At 39.5% G+C, this 23,445-nt stretch carries 18 protein-coding genes and 1 tRNA gene; 1 reads left to right on the top strand and 18 read right to left on the bottom strand.

Annotated features, from left to right (window positions below; translation table 11 throughout):
- Nucleotides 1-68 precede the first annotated feature (68 nt).
- The 14 genes from thiD to putP all read right to left on the bottom strand — a co-directional run bounded on the left by thiD (nucleotide 69) and on the right by putP (nucleotide 16,117).
- Entirely contained in the window at nucleotides 69-917 is an 849-nt protein-coding gene (gene thiD / locus D9780_RS13825; RefSeq protein ID WP_121640481.1) for a bifunctional hydroxymethylpyrimidine kinase/phosphomethylpyrimidine kinase, read from the bottom strand.
- Nucleotides 918-1,095: 178 nt separating this feature from the next.
- Nucleotides 1,096-2,424, bottom strand: a complete 1,329-nt coding sequence (gene hemL / locus D9780_RS13830) for a glutamate-1-semialdehyde 2,1-aminomutase (RefSeq protein ID WP_121640482.1) — start codon at nucleotides 2,422-2,424, stop codon at nucleotides 1,096-1,098.
- Between the two features lie 13 nt (nucleotides 2,425-2,437).
- Nucleotides 2,438-3,685, bottom strand: coding sequence for a serine hydroxymethyltransferase (glyA, locus tag D9780_RS13835; RefSeq protein WP_121640483.1), 1,248 nt, complete (start codon nucleotides 3,683-3,685; stop codon nucleotides 2,438-2,440).
- A 419-nt stretch (nucleotides 3,686-4,104) separates the two neighbouring features.
- Complete coding sequence (locus D9780_RS13840) at nucleotides 4,105-4,851, bottom strand: YggS family pyridoxal phosphate-dependent enzyme (protein WP_121640484.1); 747 nt, start codon at nucleotides 4,849-4,851, stop codon at nucleotides 4,105-4,107.
- Between the two features lie 35 nt (nucleotides 4,852-4,886).
- A tRNA-Cys gene (locus tag D9780_RS13845) sits at nucleotides 4,887-4,958 on the bottom strand.
- Between the two features lie 602 nt (nucleotides 4,959-5,560).
- Entirely contained in the window at nucleotides 5,561-5,797 is a 237-nt protein-coding gene (locus D9780_RS13850; RefSeq protein WP_121640485.1) for a thioredoxin family protein, read from the bottom strand.
- A gap of 374 nt (nucleotides 5,798-6,171) precedes the next feature.
- Complete coding sequence (locus D9780_RS13855) at nucleotides 6,172-6,615, bottom strand: carboxymuconolactone decarboxylase family protein (RefSeq protein WP_121640486.1); 444 nt, start codon at nucleotides 6,613-6,615, stop codon at nucleotides 6,172-6,174.
- A 326-nt stretch (nucleotides 6,616-6,941) separates the two neighbouring features.
- On the bottom strand, nucleotides 6,942-8,324 hold the full coding sequence (rlmD, locus tag D9780_RS13860) for a 23S rRNA (uracil(1939)-C(5))-methyltransferase RlmD (RefSeq protein WP_121640487.1): 1,383 nt from the start codon (nucleotides 8,322-8,324) through the stop codon (nucleotides 6,942-6,944).
- 66 nt (nucleotides 8,325-8,390) lie between these two features.
- On the bottom strand, nucleotides 8,391-8,558 hold the full coding sequence (locus D9780_RS21160) for a hypothetical protein (protein WP_162985878.1): 168 nt from the start codon (nucleotides 8,556-8,558) through the stop codon (nucleotides 8,391-8,393).
- Between the two features lie 473 nt (nucleotides 8,559-9,031).
- Nucleotides 9,032-9,934 carry a diacylglycerol kinase gene (locus tag D9780_RS13865; protein WP_073011905.1) on the bottom strand — a complete coding sequence of 301 codons (903 nt, stop codon included), beginning with the start codon at nucleotides 9,932-9,934 and terminating at the stop codon, nucleotides 9,032-9,034.
- Nucleotides 9,935-10,745: 811 nt separating this feature from the next.
- Nucleotides 10,746-12,176 (bottom strand): Asp-tRNA(Asn)/Glu-tRNA(Gln) amidotransferase subunit GatB, encoded by a 1,431-nt coding sequence (gatB, locus tag D9780_RS13875; protein ID WP_116278651.1) that lies wholly within the window; start codon nucleotides 12,174-12,176, stop codon nucleotides 10,746-10,748.
- Nucleotides 12,176-13,642 (bottom strand): Asp-tRNA(Asn)/Glu-tRNA(Gln) amidotransferase subunit GatA, encoded by a 1,467-nt coding sequence (gatA, locus tag D9780_RS13880; RefSeq protein ID WP_121640488.1) that lies wholly within the window; start codon nucleotides 13,640-13,642, stop codon nucleotides 12,176-12,178. The genes gatB and gatA overlap by 1 nt, the downstream gene beginning before the upstream one ends.
- Nucleotides 13,643-13,654: 12 nt before the next feature.
- Nucleotides 13,655-13,945, bottom strand: a complete 291-nt coding sequence (gene gatC, locus D9780_RS13885) for an Asp-tRNA(Asn)/Glu-tRNA(Gln) amidotransferase subunit GatC (RefSeq protein WP_073011896.1) — start codon at nucleotides 13,943-13,945, stop codon at nucleotides 13,655-13,657.
- Between the two features lie 651 nt (nucleotides 13,946-14,596).
- Nucleotides 14,597-16,117, bottom strand: a complete 1,521-nt coding sequence (putP, locus tag D9780_RS13890) for a sodium/proline symporter PutP (protein ID WP_121640489.1) — start codon at nucleotides 16,115-16,117, stop codon at nucleotides 14,597-14,599.
- Between the two features lie 695 nt (nucleotides 16,118-16,812).
- On the opposite strand from putP, the gene D9780_RS13900 reads away from it, so the two are divergent.
- Entirely contained in the window at nucleotides 16,813-17,019 is a 207-nt protein-coding gene (locus D9780_RS13900; protein ID WP_121640491.1) for a hypothetical protein, read from the top strand.
- Between the two features lie 1,250 nt (nucleotides 17,020-18,269).
- On the opposite strand, the gene D9780_RS21505 is transcribed toward D9780_RS13900, so the two are convergent.
- From D9780_RS21505 to ligA, 4 genes are all read right to left on the bottom strand, one after another.
- Nucleotides 18,270-18,404, bottom strand: coding sequence for a hypothetical protein (locus tag D9780_RS21505; protein WP_256359872.1), 135 nt, complete (start codon nucleotides 18,402-18,404; stop codon nucleotides 18,270-18,272).
- A 20-nt stretch (nucleotides 18,405-18,424) separates the two neighbouring features.
- Nucleotides 18,425-19,693 carry a helix-turn-helix domain-containing protein gene (locus D9780_RS13910; protein ID WP_162985879.1) on the bottom strand — a complete coding sequence of 423 codons (1,269 nt, stop codon included), beginning with the start codon at nucleotides 19,691-19,693 and terminating at the stop codon, nucleotides 18,425-18,427.
- 626 nt (nucleotides 19,694-20,319) lie between these two features.
- Nucleotides 20,320-21,426: a CamS family sex pheromone protein gene (locus tag D9780_RS13920; RefSeq protein ID WP_073011882.1), complete on the bottom strand. Its 1,107-nt coding sequence runs from the start codon at nucleotides 21,424-21,426 to the stop codon at nucleotides 20,320-20,322.
- Nucleotides 21,423-23,441 carry an NAD-dependent DNA ligase LigA gene (gene ligA / locus D9780_RS13925; RefSeq protein ID WP_121640494.1) on the bottom strand — a complete coding sequence of 673 codons (2,019 nt, stop codon included), beginning with the start codon at nucleotides 23,439-23,441 and terminating at the stop codon, nucleotides 21,423-21,425. The genes D9780_RS13920 and ligA overlap by 4 nt, the downstream gene beginning before the upstream one ends.
- Nucleotides 23,442-23,445 lie beyond the last annotated feature (4 nt).

Consider the following 23,445-nt stretch of genomic DNA (forward strand, 5'->3'; position numbering starts at 1 on the left):
TACTTGTTCTCTTCTTCCCGCCATTTGGTTGGAAATATTTTAAACCACTATATATACATTTCTTTTATCTAGTATTCTTCATTCTTATATTCTACAATCTTTTCTTTGACTGCTTCTCCACCAAACCTATGATATGCAGCAAAGTCTGGAGGGCCTACGCCTTGCTTAAATGCAATGGAATGTCGAATAGCTGCAGTAATAAACTTTTTCGCTTCTTTTACAGCTTCTTGGACAGGTTTACCTTTTGCTAGCTGGGCTGTAATTGCTGCAGAGTAGCTACATCCTGCTCCGTTTGTATGAATTGTATCAATCCGCTGCACTTCGAACATATGTAATTTATCACCATCATATAGCACATCAACAGCTGGACCTTTGAGGCGACCTCCTTTGACAAGGACATATTTTGCACCTAATTTTTTTAATTCTATTGCTGCTAGTTTTAAGTCATCAACCGTTGTAAGTGGTTGATTCGCTTTTAGTAATAATGCGGCTTCTGGCATATTTGGTGTAATAATTGTTGCTAAAGGTATTAGTTTTGTTTTAAGCGTATTAATAGCATCGACTTTTAACAGAGGTGTATCCATTTTACCAACCATGACCGGGTCCACAACAAGATGGGGCGTGTCAGCCTCTTCCATCCACTTGGCTACATGGCAAATATTCTCCTTTGTATAGAGCATGCCTGTTTTTATTGCATCTACCCCGACGTCACGAAGCGCTGTATATACCTGTGCTTCAATAGCACTTAAGTCTATAGGGAATACATTCTGATTCGTATCTGGATGGTACGCAACAATACCAGTAACAGAACTTAGACCAAACACACCTAACTCCTGAAAAGTTTTTATATCAGCTTGAATCCCAGCACCTCCCCTTGCAGCAGAGCCCGCAATTGATAAAGCTCTAGGTACCCACATATGCTCAAGTCCTCCCTTCTTTATAAATCTATATTTCCTTAATATTTTACTTTGTGGTTTATCGTATTGCAATAATTCAATGCCTTGAAGCTGTTTCTATGTTGATGTTGCTTCATCCAAGCTAACCGGTATTTTCCCACAACTTTCTTCATTCAATACCGAAAATTGTTTTCCTATTTTAATTGATTTTATTACAAACTCCTTCTACATTTTTGACATTACTAAGCGCCTGATAATGGGCCTTAATTGTCTCTTCAATATCTTCATCGGAGTGTGCTGCAGATAGAAACATCACTTCATAAGGCGTAGGGGCTGTCAAAATCCCCAAATCCAGCATACTCATATAATACTTTTTAAAAACTTGCATATCTGAACTCTTCGCTGTTTCATAATCAACAACGTCTTGTTCTGTAAAAAAAACAGAAAGCATGGAACCTACCCTATTTATTTTTAATGCTACATTTGTCATTTCAGCGTTTTGTTTGAAACCTTCTTCTAACCTTGCAGCTTTTCTTTCCAATTCATCATAGATCTCGATTTTCTCCAATAACTGAAGCGTTTTATATCCGGCTGACATGGCAAGTGGATTCCCCGATAATGTTCCCGCTTGATAAATTGGTCCGGCAGGGGCGATCTGTTCCATGATTTCATGTTTGCCTCCATAAGCTCCCACTGGCAATCCTCCTCCAATGATCTTTCCCAAACAAGTAATATCAGGATGGACTCCGTACATACTCTGTGCCCCATGATAGTTTACGCGAAAACCCGTCATTACTTCATCAAAGATAAGCAAGCTACCGTACTGTTCGGTAATTGCACGTAACCCTTGAAGAAAGCCAGTATTTGGCGGCACGACTCCCATATTTCCTGCAACTGGCTCAACAATAACGGCTGCAATTTGTTCACCAAATTGTTCAAAAGTATGACGAATACTTTCCATACAATTATAAGGTAATGTAATAGTGTCAGCAGCGATTGTTTTGGAGATGCCCGGGCTATCAGGTAATCCTAATGTGGCGACACCTGAACCTGCTTTGATTAACAAAGCATCAGCATGTCCATGATAACCCCCTTGAAATTTAATGATTTTTTGCCGCTTCGTATATCCCCTCGCTAAACGTAATGCGCTCATTACGGCTTCTGTTCCAGAGTTCACCATACGTACCATTTCAATAGAGGGAACAATTTCACATATTAATTTAGCCATTTTTACTTCTATCTCAGTAGACAACCCAAAGCTTGATCCATTGCATACTGCTTTCTCTATCTCTTTTTCCACTGCTGGATGCGCATGGCCAAGTATCAAAGGCCCCCATGAACATATATAATCAATATATTTCTTCCCATCAACATCAACTACGTGAGATCCTTGACCTTTTTTAATGAAAACAGGAGAAGATCCAACCAGCGAAAACGCACGTACTGGGCTATTCACTCCCCCAGGAATTACATTTTTTGCTTGTTGGAATAATGCTTCCGAGTACGAATCTACTCTTTTTGTATTCATCTATTTGCCCCTCTCAACGAATTTTTCGCTCATATAAGGTAAACCTCGAAGTTATTTTTTGGACCTCATCACGAAGCTGATTCATTAATCGTGAATCATGCTTATTTTTTAATGCTTGTGAAATAATACGTGCTATCTCTATCATCTCTTCTGGTTCCATTCCTCTTGTAGTTAAGGCGGGTGTACCAAGACGTATTCCACTTGTTATCTGTGGACTTGTCGAATCAAACGGGATGGCATTTTTGTTTACCGTAATTCCAATCCCATCAAGGAGCAACTGTGCATCCATTCCAGTGATAGCAATATTTCGCAAATCTAAAAGGATGAGATGATTATCAGTGCCTCCAGAAACAACATCTAACCCCTCTGCCATCAATGCTTTAGCTAAAACTTCTGCATTCTGTAGTACATGTTTCATATATTGTTTGAATTCAGAGGAGGAATTTTCTTTCAATGCTATCGCTTTGGCAGCAATCATATGCATATGCGGCCCACCCTGAATAGCTGGAAATACTGCTTTATCTATTGCTTGTGCCCAAGATTTCTTACATAAAATCACTCCTCCTCTTGGGCCTCGCAGTGTTTTATGGGTTGTCGTTGTTACAAAATCAGCATATGGCACAGGATTTGGATGTAAATTAGTTGCAACAATTCCAGCAATATGAGCCATATCTACAAGAAATAACGCACCTACTTCTTTTGCAATGTTAGAAATAGCTTCGAAATCAATCGTACGTGGATAAGCACTGGCTCCCACTACAATCATTCGAGGTTTATGTTCATGGGCAAGTTTCCTTACTTCATCATAATCTAGTAAATGGGTTTGTTCATCCACACCATAAGAAACAAAATGATACAGTCGACCAGAAAAATTAACAGGACTTCCATGTGTTAAATGACCACCATGTGATAAATTCATACCTAAAATCGTATCTCCCGGATTTACAGCTGCAAAATAAACTGCTGCATTAGCCTGCGAACCTGAGTGTGGCTGTACATTGGCATGTTCTGCATCAAATAGAGTTTTAACTCTTTCTCTAGCCAATGCTTCTACCATGTCAACATACGCACAGCCTCCATAATATCTATCACCTGGATAACCTTCCGCATATTTATTTGTTAATACGGTTCCCATTGCCTCCATAACAGCTTCACTAACAAAGTTTTCTGAAGCAATCAATTCAATTTTATCGCGCTGTCGAGATAGCTCCTGTTGAATTGCTTTTGCTATAACAGGATCTTCTTGAAGCAAATTCTCCATCACATTTCCTCCCTAATTATAACTTTCTGAGACAGTTTTTCTTTTTCAGAAAAATTCTATCAATTATGCTTGTAAGACAAAGGAACAGATGCCCTATTAACAGCGTAGCGAGTGGAACGAATGAACCGATATTAAGGAATCATGCCACTAAAACAGGGGGATGCCAACGTCGGGTAGCAATTCCGTTTTTACCCCCCCTCCCCCTTAGCTACGAACCGATGATGGCTTATACGTAGGGAGATTTCGTCAATTCACCTAGTTGCTTAGCGCATGCGACGTTGCTACTCCGTTATACACGAGCATCTCGTTTTATACTTGCTCATCTCCGAAAAAAATCTCATTGTTATTCTTAACAGCGGGCGTGACATCTTCAGAAATTTATTTGTTACATATTTCATAGCCTTACTTCACTACTTTATTCATTCATCTCTTATACTGAATTGTTCATTCCAATAATAACTGTCAGGATACTCTCTTTCTCCAAATATTGCAGTTCCTACTCGAACAAGAGTTGCTCCTTCTTCTATAGCTATAGAGAAATCACCTGACATACCCATGGATAATATATCCATTTCAACTCTCGGATCATTTTGCTCAATAACCTGTTGCTGAATTGACTTTAAGAGACGAAAACATTCTCTAGTCTCTTTATCATCCGTAGTCAATTTTCCAATAGTCATTAGACCTTTAATATTCAAGGTATCTAATTCAGCAAGTTGTTTTATCAGATTTAAAGTGTCCTCAGGTGCAACTCCAAATTTGCTTTCTTCATATGAAGTGTTTACCTGTACAAGGATATCTAACTTTCTATTTTCTTTTGTAAGTTCCCTATGTAATACTCTTCCCAACTTCAAACGGTCTACTGAATGAATGCAAGTTACAAATTTTAAAACTTGCTTCACTTTATTTGTTTGTAAATGACCTATGAAGTGCCATTCCACCGTTTCATTTTGTAATAAAGAATACTTCTCCTGTAATTCTTGAACTTTATTTTCTCCAATCAACGTTTCACCAGCTTCAAGAGCCTGCTTTATCTTGTATTCCGAAACCGTTTTCGTTGCCAACAGTAACTTTACGTTGTTCGGGTCTCTCCCTGCAGCTTGACATGTCGCATTTATTTTTTCTCTAACAAATTTCAAGTTGTCCTCAATCCAACCAGCATTCATTTTACTCCTCATTTCTTTAAAAGGAATTTGTTAGGAGGGAGTATCTGGACTCGAACCAGAATATAAGGTTTTGCAGACCTTCGCCTTTCCACTTTGGCTATACTCCCAAAGATACGTTTACTACGTTATATTCCATATTACCCACCTTGAATCATATGTTCAATCTCTATATTTTACTCATAATGATTGGTTTTACCTATCATTATTTTAGACCTGCTATTTTAAGTACAGATTTAGAATTAAAATATAAATAGTAGTACCACTAAAAGGTCATAGAATATTTTCATAGCTTCATCCTAAGATAATGTTTTTATAATAGCCATAAATTATATAGATGCCACGGTTACAACATTCACTTAATAAAATTCTCATTATTTCTATCCTTTTTCATCCTTTAGCATCTGTATGCTCAGGATACTCTTTAAGTGAAGTTTCATGGGGGAAGTATTTTTGTATTAACTGACCATTGATCATGCTGAGAAACAAACTTTTTTTCCCTATTAATTATAAATGGTAAAAATTTCAATTAAAGGCATGTTTTAAAAATCTTATTGAAAAAAAGGGGAAGGTGCATGCTGACGATAACAATCAGCGGGACCTAAAAAGATGACCCCTATTCAATATAGGAATCATCTTTTATCTGCATAAGCTTTTTTATAAGTGTCCTTGACATAGGTGCCAATTGGTATACAGCATCTTGTTTTAGAATTTACCCCTTAACATCTTCCAAACTTGCTCCATAATTGATATGATATACATCTTTGCCGATTACCAATGCTGGAACTGATTTTACTCCTACCTTTTCTGCTTCTTCAATTCGATTTCGATCCGTGCCAAGATGTACCGCTTCTGTCGTAGTCTTTGACTTGTCAAGGTAATCAAGAACCATTTGCTCCGCATCTACACAAATTGGACAACCAGCATGATAAAAAATTGTTTTTGACATTTTCTTCATCCCCTTCATTTTTCGTAGCATGGCTATGGCTACTTAACTTCTATTATAGGAACTACCAAAAAGTAAGCAATACCAAATTGCCTATAGCTATCATAGGTAAATACAATGCATTTATTACATGGATAAATAATTTAAACAGCCTGCATATAAACAGACTGTTTCATCATTTTAAACATATTTAGTTATCCAACATAGTTAAAGCCGCCATATGATGTTAATAAAAAAGTTACCGCTAATTTCTAGCTCGACGGGAAATATCGTTATTTTTTATTTGCCCAAACTTCAACAATCGACATCCAATTGTTGAATATAAATAGTATTCCATGTATTTAAAATGAAAAATATAAGATGTTCACTTACAGTTATTATTTTTCAGTTGCTGTATTTCCCATTGCAATAGCAATTCTATTCCAACTGTTGATTAGATTTATTATTAGAACAAGGTTAACATATTGTCTTTCATCAAAATATTCACGTACTCGGTGATAAAGCTCATCTGGCACCCGTTTTGATGAAATTAAAGTTACGTACTCTGTCAACTCAAGAGCTGCTTTTTCCGCATCTGTGTAAAATGTGCACTCTTTCCAAGCACTAATACAATATAAACGCTGTTCTGTTTCCCCCATTTTCCGTGCATCTGCTGTATGCGTGCTAATACAATAGGCACAGCCATTGATTTGAGAAGCTCGAATTTTAATCAGTTCACGAAGTTTACGGTCTATACCTGTAGTTTTCGTATACTTCTCCATTTCCATCATGATATTAAGCGCTTCTGGTGCAACGTTATAATAATTAATTCTCTGTTCCATTTCATTACCTCCTCGTATTTTTATACCGTATTCATTCAGTTGCTAATCTTGAAGCAGCTTCTTTACATAATCTTTAATACTTCAATTAGGTATAGAAAAGCAGTTCCTTGTACGCAAAAGCTTTAATAATCTTCGATGGCAAGAAAAGTGAACATAGTTTTCAGGTATTTTATTAGCGTAAGCAACTTCTGTATATCAGCCGTTATTGGTATACATTTTATTATTTGCTTGTATGCAAGCATTCTTCATACATCTTACTTCGCTGAAATATTAACATGATGTCGGAATCGGTAATGTTTATTTTGTTTCGGGATTATCTAAATTAGTTAGACAACTTCTCTTTGTAAAACCGCCACACACTCCACATGATTCGTCTGTGGAAACATGTCAACTGGTTGCACTTCTTTCGTTTCATAGCCGCCTGCATCTAATATGTTTAAATCCCGAGCTAATGTAGATGGGTTACAGGAAACGTACACAATCCGTTTTGGTTCCATCTCGATCATCGCTTTAAGAAACGCTTCGTCGCAGCCTTTGCGTGGCGGATCAACGATAATAACATCGGGGCGCAATCCTTGTGCTTTCCACCATGGCATTACTTTTTCCGCTTCACCTACAACGAATTCGACATTGGTAATTCCGTTTAGTTCCGCATTCCTCTTAGCATCGCTAATTGCTTCTGGAACAACTTCTATTCCATAAACTTTTTTCGCTTGTTGTGCCAAAAATAAGGAAATCGTACCAATACCACAATATGCATCAATCACCACATCGGATGAGCTCAGTTTGGCATATTCCAACGCTTTTTCGTAAAGGACTTTTGTTTGAGGCGGATTAACTTGGTAAAATGATTTGGCGGAAATAGCGAATCGAATGTCGCCGATTGTATCGTAAATATAAGCGTCTCCCCAAATAATTTTTGACTTCTTGCCAAAGATCACATTCGTTTTTTCTTTATTCACATTATGAATAATGGATTTGACGTGAGGATACGTTTCTGTCAAAGCTTGAATGAGTGCCTCTTGATGCGGCAGATTTTCCGTCCTCGTTATTAGGACGATCATTGTATCCTTCGTCTCTCTTCCTGTACGCACCATAATATGACGTAATACTCCGCGATGTGTCGATTCATCATAAGCAGAAATTCCTAACTGCGAGGCAATTCTGCGCACTGCTTCTACCATGCGATCATTCACTTCATCCTGTATGACACAAGTATCCATATCATCTATGATACGATGACTGCGTTTTTGATAAAAGCCGGTAATTATCGCGCCTTCTTTTTCCCCCACTGGAATTTGGACTTTATTACGATAACGCCATGGATCGGTCATACCTAATGTAGGATGAACAGGAACATGATCCATATGCGCTATTTTCCGCATTACATTTTTCACTTGGTTTCGCTTCATCTCTAATTGTAATGAATAGCTCATATGCTGTAATTGACAGCCACCACATTTATAATAGACGTTACAAGGCGCTTCAACTCGCTCCGCGCTCGCTTGCTTTACCTCTAAAATTTTTCCAAAGCCAAAATTTTTATTCGCTTTAACGACTTTCACAAGCGCTTTTTCGCCTGGCAATCCATACGGTACAAATAAAGGATAGCCATTCACTTTCGCCACGCCGTTTCCTTCGTGGGTCAAATCTTCAAATGTGAGCGTCAACGTTTCATTCTTTTTTACGGGTACTGCTTTTTTTGCCATGCTTCTCTTCCTTTATACACTAGTTTGTGTTCCTATCTTATCATAGAAGTAAAGCCAGCACACCATTTATTCGTCTTCTGGATACTTCTCAACGAGCAACAAACTTAGTGTTGCAATAGGTCCTATGAATAAAGACAGCACAAACCAATTGAACCCTGTACGATTCTTTCCTTGAGCTAATCCAGCATTAATCAATGCCAATGTTCCCCAACCAACATAAAATTCTTCCTCCACAAAAATCCCCCTAAAATTTTCTAATATTCACTATATTATCATTCCTTCTATTCTTTTTAAAGAAAGAGTTCACTAGAAATTCGCCTGAGTTTTCACGAAAGTCGCTGAAGTTTACATTTTTTACGCCGAAGTTCACAACTTTTTCGCTAATGTTCACAATTTCTCCGGCAGAAATTCACACACTTGTGGCTGAAAGTTATTGGTGTAAATATTAATTGTTACAACTTGCCACTTTCCATTCGCATTATCTTTATATTCGACTAAAACATATGGAGCGCTCCATTTTCCAGTAATCTCAACATCAGCTCATCAAGCAACATAAAAACAGACTCAATCGTTCCGAAGGCCTTTGTTTTCTATACTATAATTAAATTACAATAATTTTCTACACATAAAAAACTGCTTCCAAGAGGCACACTAAAAAGTTAGACGTTTTCATCTAAACTTTGTCGTGTAACTCAAAAAAGCAGTCGTTAATTTTTTTCTATAAATTCCGCTGGAACGAAAAATTCAATATGTTGTTGCAGATTTTCAAATTCTCCAGGAAGCAATCCGCCATATTCCCCGTCAATATTTAATTGCATTTTTTCATCCGTTGTCACCTTGATATGTTTCGCCTTCACATAAATAACATGACTATCCTCTAAATGTGCTCCGCGCAATGCTAAAGTGGCAATTCGAATAAACTCGGCCAAATTCGTTTTTCTTAATATGATTAAATCAAAATATCCGTCTTGCATATCTGCATCGGGCGCTAGTTTTTCAAAACCACCAACGGAATTTGTATTGGAAATAAGAAAAAGCATAATGTCATCATCAATGACATTGCCATCATATTCAATTTTTGCTTTGGATGGCTTTAAGGAAGGCAACATTTCAATACCTTTCATATAATAAGCTAACTGCCCAAGCATCGTCTTTAGTTTGCTTGGCACTTCATAAGTCAGTTCAGTAAGTTTACCTCCACCAGCAATGTTCATAAAATAATGATCGTTTACTTTGCCGATATCTAAATACATCGATTGTCCAGCCACAATTACATCAACAGCTTTTTGGATATCCCGTGGAATATGCAAAGCTCTAGCAAAATCATTCGTCGTCCCCACAGGTATAATTCCAAGTTTGGGACGATTCTCTCGCTCTGCTAAACCATTGATGACTTCATTGATCGTTCCATCTCCACCAGCAGCAATCACAAGGTCATGCCCTCGTTCAACAGCTAATTGCGCAGCTTGAATGGCATCTCCTTCACAAGTCGTTGCGTGAGCAGATGCTTCATAACCGGCTACTTCTAGCTTTTCTAATACTGCTGGTAGCTCCTTTTTAAAGGCTTCTCTACCGGACGTAGGATTATAGATAATACGTGCTTTATTCATTGCTTTCCCTCCGCTTGGCACCAGTATACAGGACCTTCATAACATTTATCCATGCCATTTCATTTTAAAAGACGCTTACAATAGCTTCGCTTATCGGTAAATTCGTATTGCTTAAGCCTTCGCTTTGTAATACGATAAACTCAACTTTCATATTTCCCTATCGTGCATTCAAATTCAATCATGACAAAAGCATGTGATTAGAAAAATTTTAAAATAGGAGCTCCACCATATGACTTGTACAAAGATGGCTAATTACCACTTTTATGGTGAAGTTTTCCTACCTTCGTATCATGCAAAGGCATCGTTTAAAGACCTAAGAAACGTTATTCCTACTTATCTCTCTCCAAATTAGGCGTGTTAACATGATTTATTTTAAAATGATCAAACGTAATTCATTAATAAGTCCAATCTTTATCATAGCCGTTTTCCAACATTTTGAAAAGAGCTGTTTAGGAAACTTTTTATGAACAATTGTATGACAAACCTCTCTTCACCAAAACTGTACATTGTAAATAGTTCTTTTCTCAAGTTAGTTTATTCTTTATAAAGAGAAACTAAATCCTTGAGTAGGTTTCTTTCACAAGGGCTTTGACTCTTCTCTTAACAAAGCCTGTTATTCCCTTCAGCTTACAGGATGTATTAACCTTACAGCACTTTATGTACATTAGAAGAAGGATTTTCTTTCTCTCTTATCTGCACTGCCATGTATGGAGCAAGCGTGCTTCCCATTTCGTGGACGACTTACAGCACGATCATCTTCCATATATAAGTCTGGGCTATTCATTAAAATCTGAATAGCCCAGGTGCTAGCTTATCGTTTGTTGATTTCTTCTAATAAAATTTTATTAACCATTGGCGGGTTGGCTTGCCCTTTCGTTGCTTTCATCACTTGACCAACTAAGAAGCCAACCGCTTTATTTTTCCCATTTTTGTAATCAATAATGGACTGTTCATTTTCATCAAGCACGTTGGAAATGATCTCTTTCAACTGACCTTCGTCAGAGATTTGCACGAGACCTTTCTCTTTAACAATCTTCTCTGGATCGCCGCCGTGTTCAACTAGCTCTGCGAATACCTTCTTCGCAATCTTTGAAGAAATTGTACCATCAGCAATGAGCTGAATCATTTTGGCAAGTGCTTCTGGCGTAATCGCTAATTCATCTAGCTCTTTTAGGTGTTTATTCATATAAGCAGAAATCTCACCCATCAACCAGTTAGAAACTTGCTTCATATCTGCACCGTGAGCGATCGCTTCTTCAAAGAAATCAGCCATCTGTTTGGAATTGGTCATTACCGTAGCATCATACTCTGATAAGTCTAATTCTTCCATATAACGTTTTTTACGCGCATCTGGAAGTTCAGGAATTTCCTTGCGAATGCGTTCCTTCCAAGCATCATCAATATAAAGCGGAACAAGATCCGGTTCTGGGAAATAACGATAATCATCCGAGCCTTCTTTCACACGCATAAGAATCGTTTCCTTCGTTTTTTCATCATAACGGCGTGTTTCTTGCAGAATTTGCCCTCCTGAAAGTAACACTTTTTCCTGACGTTTTTCTTCAAATTCTAACCCTTTTTGTACAAAGCTAAAGGAGTTTAAATTCTTTAGTTCCGTTTTTGTACCAAATTCTTCTTGTCCAATTGGTCGCAAAGAAATGTTCGCATCGCAACGTAAAGAACCTTCCTGCATTTTCACATCAGATACACCAGTATATTGAATAATATTTTTTAGTTTTTCTAAATAGGCATACGCTTCTTCTGGAGAGCGCATATCTGGTTCGGAAACAATTTCAATTAAAGGCGTTCCTTGACGATTAAAATCGACGAGAGAGTAACCATCATCACCATGGGTTAGCTTCCCAGCATCTTCTTCTAAGTGAAGGCGGGTAATACCAATCCGTTTTTTCTTTCCATGTACTTCAATTTCAATCCAACCATTCTCACCAATTGGTTGATCAAATTGGGAAATCTGATACGCTTTTGGATTGTCTGGATAGAAATAATTTTTTCGGTCAAATTTCGTATTTGTTGCAATGTCACAATTTAAAGCCATCGCTGCTTTCATCGCAAAGTTAACTGCTTCTTCGTTTAGTACCGGTAATACACCTGGATAACCGAGGTCAATTGGATTAACATTTGTATTCGGTGCTGTACCAAAAGCATTCACACTAGGACTGAATATTTTTGACTGTGTCTTTAACTCAACATGTACCTCTAAGCCAATAATTGTTTCAAAGTTCATTACTTGGCACCTCCTAGCTGAGGGCGTTGTTTATGATGATCGGTCGCTTGTTCATACGCATGTGCGGTGCGATAAACCGTTGCTTCGTCAAAGTGTTTTCCGATAATTTGCAAGCCAATTGGTAATCCTTCTTTTGCGAAACCACACGGAATGGAGATACCAGGGACGCCAGCTAAATTAACGGGAATCGTTAAAATATCATTTGCATACATCGTTAATGGATCGTCTACCTTTTCTCCAACTTTAAACGCTGGTGTAGGTGTTGTTGGCCCAATAACTACATCGTAATCTTGGAGAATTTGCTCGAAATCTTGTTTGATTAAGGTACGTACTTTTTGCGCTTTTTTATAATACGCATCATAATACCCCGAGCTAAGAGCAAATGTACCAAGCATGATTCTGCGTTTTACTTCCTCACCAAAACCTTCGCTGCGTGATTTTTTGAACATATCAATCATATTATCTGCATTCTCCGAACGAACACCGTAACGAACACCGTCAAAGCGAGCAAGGTTAGCCGACGCCTCCGATGAAGATAACAAGTAGTAAGTCGCAACAGCATATTTAGAATGTGGTAGGGAAACTTCTTCCCACGTAGCGCCTAAAGATTCATATACCTTTAATGCTTCCATGACCGACGCTTTTACCTCTGGAGCAACACCTTCACTTAAATATTCTTTCGGTACCGCAATTTTTAGTCCCTTTACATCATTTGTTAATGCTGCCGTATACGCAGGAACTTCTATATCTGCACTCGTTGAATCCATCGCATCGTGACCTGCAATTACTTCTAGCACGCGAGCATTATCTTCTACTGTTCGTGTTAATGGTCCAATTTGGTCTAAAGAAGACGCAAAAGCGACTAAACCAAATCGGGATACTCTACCGTATGTTGGCTTTAATCCTACTACACCACAAAATGCAGCTGGTTGACGAATCGATCCACCTGTATCTGAGCCTAATGCGAATAACACTTCACCGGCAGCCACAGCTGCTGCTGAACCACCACTAGAGCCCCCAGGAACATAATCCGTATTCCAAGGATTACGTGTCGGTTCATAGCTTGAATTTTCATTTGATGAACCCATCGCAAATTCATCCATGTTTAATTTACCAATTGTAACTGCTTTTTGTTCGCTCAATTTTTGAACGACTGTTGCATTATATAAAGGATCATGGAAGTTATCCAAAAACTGACTTGCGCATGTCGTACGCAGCGATTTTGTTACGATATTATCCTTAATACCACTCGGCATTCCAAATAATGCAGCTGTTTTATCCGCTTGTTTGTCCAGTTCTTTTGCTTGGGCTCTCGCATTTTCTTCATTTAACGTTAAAAATGCATGAACCTCATCATCCACTTCATGAATGCGTTCATACGAAGCATTTACTAACTCTTCTACCGTAATTTCACCATTATGTACCTTTTCTTCTAACTGCTTGATTGTGTAATCAAATAGCGCCATGTTGTTCCCTCCTTACTCCAATATGGATGGTACACGGAAATGACCATCTTTGTGATCTGGAGCATTTTTCAGTGCTTCTTCTTGTGTAATCCATTGCTTTGGCTCATCTTTACGCATCACATTTTTTATATCCAGTACATGTGTCGTCGGTTCTACATTCGTTGTGTCCAGTTCATTGAGCTGTTCTGCGTAAGTGATGATAGAGCTTAAATGCTCCGTAAACATGGCAGCTTCTTCTTCTGATACATGTAAACGCGCTAAATGGGCAACATGCTTCACTTGATCTTTTGATATTTTTTCCATTTATTTCCCTCCAAACTACATATATAGCTTGCACACTTCAAAGGTATGCATGATTTAAATTTACCATCGTACTTTCTTTCCAAGACGGCTTTTACCAACAACCGCTTTACAACTATAAAGTGACTTCGAGCATGGAAGATGTTGCTGGATCAGTCAAAACAAGAGCTAACAGCAACTAAATCCAGTTTTGTCCTATTAGAAAGCTTCGTTTTTCCTCCATAGGACTTGGTGACAAGCCAAGTTTTTCTAAAAGCTCCTAACTTACGAATGAAAGAAAATCCTCCCTGTAGAAACGCGTAAAGCGAAAGGGCAACCATATATAGGATAATACAACGGCTACGTTTTTATTAAATATAAATGTTGCTATTGCTTAGCTAAAATTCACAATCTTCGTACGCAAATGAAACGCTCGTAACACTATTGATAATAGCAGAATACCCTATGACTAAGCAACTAAAGTAGAGTAGTACAGTGAGAATGAGTGCAATGGATACATATAGACCTGTAAAAAAAGGTGCATAGCAAACTTTTTGGAGAATACAAGCTCGTTTTCCGATTTTTCATCTCCAACTTAAATAACAAGATAAGCCATATGCCATGTATGGTTTCATCCATATGACTTACCTCATTTATTTTTTTGCATGAACGTGATTACGTTTTCAATTGCTTCACCGTTTCATCATAATCAGCAATAAGATCCTCATTTGGCTTTTGTAATAAACTAACTACAATCGTCGTAACTAAATTGAATAGAAACCCGGGAACAATTTCATAAAGATCAAAAATCCCCCCAGATAAAAATTCTCCCCAAATAATGACCGTTGCAGCACCAACTACTATACCAGCAAGCGCACCATTCCGTGTAATTCGACTCCAAAATAATGATAATAGAATAATAGGACCAAAAGCTGCACCAAACCCAGCCCACGCATAGCTAACTAATTCCAACACAGAGCTTTCAGGATTCAGGGCAATCATAAGGGCAATGAATGCAATAACTACCGTAGCAAGTCTACCAACCCATACGAGTTCCTTGTCTGTCGCTTGCTTGCGGAAAATAGCTTTATAAAAATCCTCCGCGACTGCCGAAGAAGACACAAGTAATTGGGAATCTATCGTACTCATAATAGCTGATAAAATAGCTGCTAATAAAATTCCAGCAACAACTGGATGAAATAGAATTTGCGAAAACGCAATGAAAATTTTCTCCGAATCAGCTAGCATTTGTATTCCATTTTCATTTACAACTTGAATGCCAAATTCAGATAATATCGGCACTTCTTGGGTGCTTATAAATGCAAGTCCAACAAACCCTGTAAAAATAGCGCCATATAACCCGAGCACCATCCATGCAGTTCCAATAAATCTCGCTTTTGGGACATCTTTATGCGAGCGTAAAGCCATAAACCGAACTAATATATGCGGCTGACCAAAATAACCGAGACCCCATGCAAGGGAAGAAATAATCGCCATTATCCCAACACCTTCCACCATATTTAAGTGAGATGGATCAATCTCGCCGACCGCTTGCACAGCCGCATCCCATCCTCCCATTTGTGTTAGCGCGACAATGGGGACTACTAGCAATGCAAGAAACATGAGTAACCCTTGCACAAAATCAGTCCAAGCCACAGCTAAGAAACCTCCCAATAATGTATAAGAGATAACAATAATACCACCAATCCATAGTGCTGTTTCATACGAAAGCCCAAACGACGCTTCAAAGAGTTTTGCACCACCAACCATCCCAGATGAAGTGTAAAACGTAAAAAATAATAGAATGACTAACGCAGCAATCACACGTAAAATATGTGATTGATCTTTAAAACGATTGGCTAGAAAATCTGGAATTGTAATGGAATTATTACTAACTTCCGTATAAACACGTAACCTTTTTGCGACAAATTGCCAATTTAAATATGCACCAGTAGCAAGGCCAATCGCCATCCACGCTTCTGACATACCAGAAGCATAAATAGCCCCAGGCAGACCGAGTAGCAGCCAACCACTCATATCGGAAGCCCCTGCACTTAGAGCAGCAACCCCTGGGCCTAACCCTCTACCTCCTAATACATAATCCGATAAATTATTCGTGCGATAGTACATCATAATACCAATAAGTAGCATTCCTGCTAAATAAACAATAAATGTGATAAGCGTCGCTGTAGTCAACGGTTATTTTCTCCCTTCTGTAAATAAAGTAATAAAAGATAAAATAAGTATTACAGGCATAGGAACAAATAACCAAAACCAAGTCGCCCCTTGAATAGCGTATTCCATTTCTATCTCCCCCTTTGTACTTTTACCTTTATAATATGAAAAACAACTCCCCAATACATCAAATATTCTTTCATAAAAGAATATTGTAATAATATAGTACCATTTTTGACAAAACTGTAAACAAAAGGACACCTTATTTCGAAAATTTTCGACGGGGGGAGCGAGTTGGCGAGGAACATGAGCGAATTCGGGACGAGCACGAGCGAGGTTACAACGAACGGGAGCGAGTTCTGCGCGGGGATGAGCGAATTTACGACGAACATGAGCGGTTTCTGCTCGGGGATGAGCGAAGTTACGACAAACGGGAGCGGATTTACACGCAAGCAGGAGCGAGGTTACGACGAACGGGAGCGATTTCCAGCGGGTAGGAGCGAATTTACGACAAACGGGAGCGAGTTCGGACGAGCAGGCGAATTGGCGAGGAACAGGAGCGAGTTCGGGACGAGCACGAGCGAACTTACGAGGAACAGGAGCGAGTTCGGGACGAGCACGAGCGCATTTGCGATGAACGGGAGCGAATACCGGACGAGCACGAGCGGATTTGCGATGAACGGGAGCGAATCCCGAACGAGCACGAGCGATTTGCGATGAACGGGAGCGAGTTCGGGGCGAGCACGAGCGATTTGGCGAGGAACGAGAGCGAATACGGACGAGCACGAGCGCATTTCCGAGGAACGAGAGCGAGTTCGGGACGAGCACGAGCGATTTTCCGAGGAACGGGAGCGAATCTGGGACGAGCAGGAGCGATTTTCCGAGGAACGGGAGCGAATACCGGACGAGCACGAGCGATCTGACGAGGAACGAGAGCGAGTTCGGGGCGAGCACGAGCGCATTTGCGAGGAACGAGAGCAAACCCCGGACGAGCGGGAGCGAATTGGCGAGGAACGGGAGCGAATACGGACGAGCACGAGCGATTTACGAGAAACAGGAGCGAGTTCGGACGAGCAGGCGAATTGGCGAGGAACGAGAGCGAATACCGGACGAGCACGAGCGATCTGACGAGGAACGAGAGCGAGTTCGGGACGAGCACGAGCGATTTGCGAGGAACGAGAGCGAGTTCGGACGAGCACGAGCGATCTGACGAGGAACGAGAGCGAGTTCGGGGCGAGCACGAGCGATTTTCCGAGGAACGGGAGCGAATCTGGGACGAGCACGAGCGATTTGGCGAGGAACGAGAGCGAATACGGACGAGCACGAGCGATTTTCCGAGGAACGGGAGCGAATACGGACGAGCACGAGCGATCTGGCGAGGAACGAGAGCGAGTTCGGGACGAGCACGAGCGATTTTCCGAGGAACGGGAGCGAATACCGGACGAGCACGAGCGATCTGGCGAGGAACGAGAGCGAATACCGGACGAGCACGAGCGATCTGGCGAGGAACGAGAGCGAGTTCGGGACGAGCACGAGCGCATTTGCGATGAACGGGAGCGAATACGGACGAGCACGAGCGATTTGCGATGAACGGGAGCGAATACCGAACGAGCACGAGCGCATTTACGAGGAACGGGAGCAAATACGGACGAACAGGAGCGCATTTGCGATGAACGGGAGCGAGTTCGGGGCGAGCACGAGCGATCTGGCGAGGAACAGGAGCGAATACCGAACGAGCACGAGCGCATTTACGAGGAACGGGAGCAAATACGGACGAACAGGAGCGCATTTGCGATGAACGGGAGCGAGTTCGGGACGAGCACGAGCGATTTTCCGAGGAACGGGAGCGAATACCGGACGAGCACGAGCGATTTTCCGAGGAACGGGAGCGAATACCGGACGAGCACGAGCGATTTTCCGAGGAACGGGAGCGAATACCGGACGAGCACGAGCGATTTTCCGAGGAACGGGAGCGAATACGGACGAGCACGAGCGCATTGGCGAGAACAGGAGCGAGTTCGGGACGAGCACGAGCGCATTTACGATGAACGCGGGCGGTTGAAATAAACGCTCACACAAAAAAAGGCCCAGAACGGGTTCCACGCCACTCTGGGAAAGATTCTATCATAATAGGGTAAAAAAGTTAAAATAGATTGAAAAGAATATAAATCAATTAAAACTGCTCGTTATGGTTGGACACTCCAGGATGCGAGCCCTTCCCAGCACTTTCTGAAAATTGCTGCTCTGTAAAGAAAAGGCTGCCAACAAGTAAGGCACCACATAGTACGGATAGTAATCCTTTTTTCAATTTATCCCCCCTTATTTAAATTACATGTTGACAAATTCCTCATAGCTTAAGCTTGCTAACTTATAATATTGAACAGATTCTTTATACTTTCCCCATTCCTCTAAAAGGTTGGCTAGTAACTTAGAATAAAACACCAAGTAACTATGTTCGCCTGCTTGTTTAAGGTACGGTATAAAGTGATCTGTTAATACCACTTTAAACTTATCAAATTCTTCATTTATTAAGTGTGTATACACTTTAATAATATAATCATAAAGATTCCACAAATCAGAATACGTGACTTTTGATAATAATTCTTTAGCTTCTCGTAAGTTTTGCTCCACTTTCTCATATTGTTTAACATGATAATATTCTTCAATTAAACAAGTATAAGTGGATAGTAGGTTATCAGTATCTACATCTTTATCCTCAATAGCTAACAAATAATTTTTGATTGCTTCTTCCGAATTTCCAGTAGTCGAATACAGATAACCTAAATTTTGATGTGCTAAACTAATCACGTCTTTGTTATCACACAGTTCGCCTAGATGTTTTGCTAATTGAAAGTTTTTAATTGCTTTTTCATATTTCTTAAACCTTTGGTAAGAGATGCCAAATAAAATATGGCATTGACCACAGCGATCAAAATTATATTCGCGTTGAAATACTTCCATTGCTTCTTGTGTATAATCCAAACACTCCAACTGTTGCCATAGTTGACTATGAGTGACAGCTAATCCATATTTTAGGTCAGCTATTTCTACCTCATTTAAATTGGCAAGCGGGATTTTTTCTTGAGCCTGCTTAAACAATTTCATCGCTTTAGCATGCTTGTCTTGAAGCGAATAATAACCGCCCTTAAACTTGTACCAGTAATATTCATGTTTATGGTTAAAAGAATCTACTAACTCATGTAGCTCATTAATTTTTGCTAGCGCTTTATTAAAATCACGTAAAACACTATAATAACGGATTTGATGTATTTCAAACATAATAAAACTTTCATTAATACTCTGATTCATGATTACTTGCAATTCTTCATAACGGTCGGTCATTTCTTGTTTATCACAGTGGTCAAAGAGCATTTCATACCATTGTTGACATTTCTCTTCGATGTGGGAATTCGTTTCTTCTGCAAATTCAATTCCTAATCGATTACAAAGTAATTGAATGATTTCTGGGCTTGCCTTCGTCTTTTTATTTTCAATCTTGGATAAATAAGACAATGAAACGATTCCTTCCGACAATTCTTCTTGCGTCATTTGTCGCTTCGTTCGTTGTAATTTGATGAAAGGACCAACGTCTACCAAATTCCCACCCACCATCTCCTTAGATTTTCAACTTTGTATAGTTTCATTATAACATAAATTCAGATAATTCATATTGGGAAAATAGTTCGTTTTTGCGGGGGTTACTACTGTAAAATAGGCTGAAATCTTTCTTCTTTTTCTTCATTTAAGAAAGTCTGTATAGTTGTTGTATAAAGTTGTAAAAAACAACGTAATAGGAAGTAATACTTTATGCGTAGAAAAAATGATATTGTCCGTCCATTGTTTACCTTCAAATTAAATTTTTTAGGAAATAAGACCTTAAAAAAATGCACGTCATCAAAAAAAACTTTATGTAGCAAGCGTTTCCCCTAGTCTAAATTGAGAAGTAATCCACTTTCTTCTTTTTCCAATTCCCTTCAAATTACAGTTGGGCCGGGATGCACGTTGGCTTTTATCAATCGTTAGTTACGAATACCATTCTTATCTGGCAAACTGTTAAAAACCTGCATGGGAGAAACCTCTTCCATGCAGGTTTACCTTGGGTAATTTCATAAGAACCGTAATTGCTTGGGTTAGGAATTAATCGTACACGCGAAGGTCTATCATACAAAACGGCATGACTAAACGCTCGTCATCTATTATCAAGGAGTGCTTTTACCTAACAATTATAAAATATTTACTGTTGGCTTTTTCGAACCAGGATTTCGATAGATGATACTTTCTAGTTTATCACTGGATGTTATTTTGACTTCTAAGCCGTAATGGTCTGAAAACATTTCCTGGACTAAGCCGTAAGCATATTGAGTAAAGCCAACGACTTCTCCTTTCCCATAAAACTCAATTGGGATCTCAAGCGTCATCTTTTGCAATTCATCATTTACGTAGAATCCTTCACCGACAACACCGACATAATTCGGAAAATAACTAGCGATTTCCTTACCGAAATTCGTCACTAGTTCATGATCTTCAAAATAATCTTCTTTTCCTTCTTCTGACGGGAATAATACATACTTTTCTTTAATGGAATCCCACTCTCCAACAGAAGAACTGTCTGCTGGTATATTTGTTTTAGCGACAAAATTACCTGGAACAGGAGAAGATTGGTCCTCTTCACGATAAATTGCCATCATAATCGGAACATTTTCTAATCCTTCGATTTTACGTATATCTTCAAGAAGCTTATTAGCAATTTTATTTGCTTGTTTCATCATTTCTGATTTGCTAATATCCTCTTCGTACGTTGGACCGCCCGTTTCCGTTTGAAATTGGTAGGTGGATTTCATTGCAATCCCGATCGAAATACCTGCTAGTGATACCTTATTGTCCTTTTTGACTAAATAATTTTGCTCTAGAATATGAGATAGGTAGCGGGGGTTATCCCTATAATACTTCTCCGGCGCCCCTTCTTTCTTCTTTGGATTTAATCCATCAATCCATTTGTTAACTGTTTCTTCATCAATGTATTGCCCTTCTTGAAATAAATGCTTTTTTGGATCGAACACCGATTTAGAATGTCGCCGTAAGCCTTCCTCCACTTCATCTATATCAAGACGATTAGCCACTTGCGTTACGATCACACCTCTTGCTTTACCAGGTTTAAACGGGAGAATCATTTTATAGTTATCCTCTGAAAGCTGATAGCTAGGAACAATCGCCTGCTCTTCATTTGAATTTGATTCTTTTTCCTGTACCACTTCATCTTTGTTCATATTGGGGGCGCAGCTCGTGAGCAGCAATAGTGCACCTATGAACCAAATCATTGTCTTTTTCACGATTCCACTCCCTCGTTTTTCACGACGTGTTGAAATTGGGATTCATCCCAGACTTCAATTCCAAGATCCTCTGCTTTCGCTAACTTGGAACCTGCATCGACACCAGCAATGACTAAATCTGTCTTTTTACTGACGCTCCCGGTTACATTCCCACCTAAGTCTTCAATCAATTGCTTTGCTTCGGTTCGTGTATAAATTTCCATTTTTCCTGTTAACACAACTGTTTTCCCGCTAAATACACTTGTTTGAGCTGTTTCTGTAGGTTTCACTCCTAAATAAGACATGTTAACACCAAGGCTACGCAATTCTTCTAAAAGATCCATCACTTGTTGTTCTTGAAAATATTGTACGATAGAGTCAGCCATTTTTTCGCCAATTTCATTAATCGCAACTAAATCATCATATGTTGCTTGTTGTAGCTTTTCCATCGTTTCAAATTCCATTGCTAATGTTTTGGCAGCTTTTGCTCCAACAAAACGAATGCCAAGACCGAATAATAATTTTTCCAGTGAATTTGCTTTTGAAGCTTCAATTGCTTCTAATAAATTGGTAACTGATTTTTCTCCCATTCGTTCAAGTTTTAAGAGTTCTGTTCTTTCCAGACGGTAAATATCAGCAATTGTTTTCACCAAATCTGCTTGGAATAGTTGAACAATTACTTTCTCTCCAAGCCCATCAATATTCATAGCATTCCTAGATACAAAATGGATAAGCCCTTCTTTTAGTTGCGCAGGGCAATTTGGGTTAATACAACGTAAAGCAACCTCTTCCTCTAAGCGGACTAATTCACTGCCACATGCAGGGCACTCCTCTGGCATATGAAATTCTCGCTCTTCTCCTGTTCGTTCTTCTACCACAGCTCGGACTACTTTAGGAATAATATCTCCCGCTTTTTTAATCACGACCGTGTCGCCAATACGAATATCCTGTTCCCTTATTAAATCTTCATTATGAAGAGAAGCACGTTGAACAGTTGTGCCAGCAACTTTTACTGGATTTAAAATCGCTGTCGGTGTAACTACACCTGTCCTACCAACACTTAATTCAATATCAGTCAGTTTCGTTACCGCTTCTTCAGCCGGAAATTTATAAGCAATTGCCCAACGCGGGCTTTTTGCAGTATAACCTAATTTTTCTTGCTGGTTAATGTCATCTACTTTAATAACGATCCCATCAATTTCATAATTTAGGTGTGGTCGTTCTGTCGTCCAATATTGCACATACGCCATCACTTCTTCTACGGAGTCACATTTTCTCCATTCTGGGTTAACCTTTAAACCTAATTCTTTTAACCGTTCTAGCCGTTCACTATGTTTCGTTACATTGCTATTCTCCCATTCGCCAACCCCATACAAAAAAATGTCGAGGTTTCGTTTCGCGGCAATTTTCGGATCAAGCTGGCGTAAAGAACCAGCCGCTGCGTTCCGCGGGTTGGCAAACGGTTCTTCCCCCTTCGCTTCTCGTTCTTTATTTAAAGCTAAAAAGGATTTATGTGGCATAAACGCTTCTCCACGTATTTCCAATGTTTCATTTTCTCTAATCGTTAATGGAATGCTACGGATTGTTCGTAAATTACTTGTAATATCTTCCCCTATTGTTCCGTCACCACGTGTTGCTCCACGAACAAACTTGCCATCTTCGTATGTTAAAGAAACTGCTAATCCATCAATTTTTAACTCACAAACGAAGCTTATTGGCTCCTCCGTTCCTTGACTCACCCTTTTAACAAAATCGCGAATATCCTGTTCATTAAAAGCATTTGCCAAGCTAAGCATAGGGATGCGGTGCTCTACTTTATGAAATTCTTCCAGCGGCTCTCCACCAACACGCTGTGTAGGAGAATCTGGCTCTTGAAAATCTGGATATGCTTCTTCTAGTTCACGAAGCTCGCGCATTTTTTGGTCATAAACCGCATCTTCCACAGATGGCTTATCTAGCACATGATACTCATAGTTATACTGATTTAAAATCGCCGTAAGCTGTTTTATTTTCTCTTGTGCTTGTTGTTTGTCCATCCAA

The sequence above is a fragment of the Virgibacillus sp. Bac330 genome (assembly GCF_003667845.1).
Taxonomy (GTDB): domain Bacteria; phylum Bacillota; class Bacilli; order Bacillales; family Amphibacillaceae; genus Virgibacillus; species Virgibacillus chiguensis.

What these genes read in the sequence shown, in the direction of transcription:
- hemL (WP_121640482.1), bottom strand. Translation starts at nt 2,424, where the DNA reads ATGAATACAAAAAGAGTAGATTCGTACTCGGAAGCATTATTCCAACAA.
- D9780_RS13900 (WP_121640491.1), top strand. Translation starts at nt 16,813, where the DNA reads ATGAACGGGAGCGAGTTCGGGGCGAGCACGAGCGATTTGGCGAGGAAC.
- D9780_RS13850 (WP_121640485.1), bottom strand. Translation starts at nt 5,797, where the DNA reads ATGTCAAAAACAATTTTTTATCATGCTGGTTGTCCAATTTGTGTAGAT.
- D9780_RS13855 (WP_121640486.1), bottom strand. Translation starts at nt 6,615, where the DNA reads ATGGAACAGAGAATTAATTATTATAACGTTGCACCAGAAGCGCTTAAT.
- glyA (WP_121640483.1), bottom strand. Translation starts at nt 3,685, where the DNA reads ATGGAGAATTTGCTTCAAGAAGATCCTGTTATAGCAAAAGCAATTCAA.
- gatA (WP_121640488.1), bottom strand. Translation starts at nt 13,642, where the DNA reads ATGGCGCTATTTGATTACACAATCAAGCAGTTAGAAGAAAAGGTACAT.
- thiD (WP_121640481.1), bottom strand. Translation starts at nt 917, where the DNA reads ATGTGGGTACCTAGAGCTTTATCAATTGCGGGCTCTGCTGCAAGGGGA.
- D9780_RS13865 (WP_073011905.1), bottom strand. Translation starts at nt 9,934, where the DNA reads ATGAATAAAGCACGTATTATCTATAATCCTACGTCCGGTAGAGAAGCC.
- gatC (WP_073011896.1), bottom strand. Translation starts at nt 13,945, where the DNA reads ATGGAAAAAATATCAAAAGATCAAGTGAAGCATGTTGCCCATTTAGCG.
- gatB (WP_116278651.1), bottom strand. Translation starts at nt 12,176, where the DNA reads ATGAACTTTGAAACAATTATTGGCTTAGAGGTACATGTTGAGTTAAAG.
- D9780_RS13840 (WP_121640484.1), bottom strand. Translation starts at nt 4,851, where the DNA reads ATGAATGCTGGTTGGATTGAGGACAACTTGAAATTTGTTAGAGAAAAA.
- ligA (WP_121640494.1), bottom strand. Translation starts at nt 23,441, where the DNA reads ATGGACAAACAACAAGCACAAGAGAAAATAAAACAGCTTACGGCGATT.
- rlmD (WP_121640487.1), bottom strand. Translation starts at nt 8,324, where the DNA reads ATGGCAAAAAAAGCAGTACCCGTAAAAAAGAATGAAACGTTGACGCTC.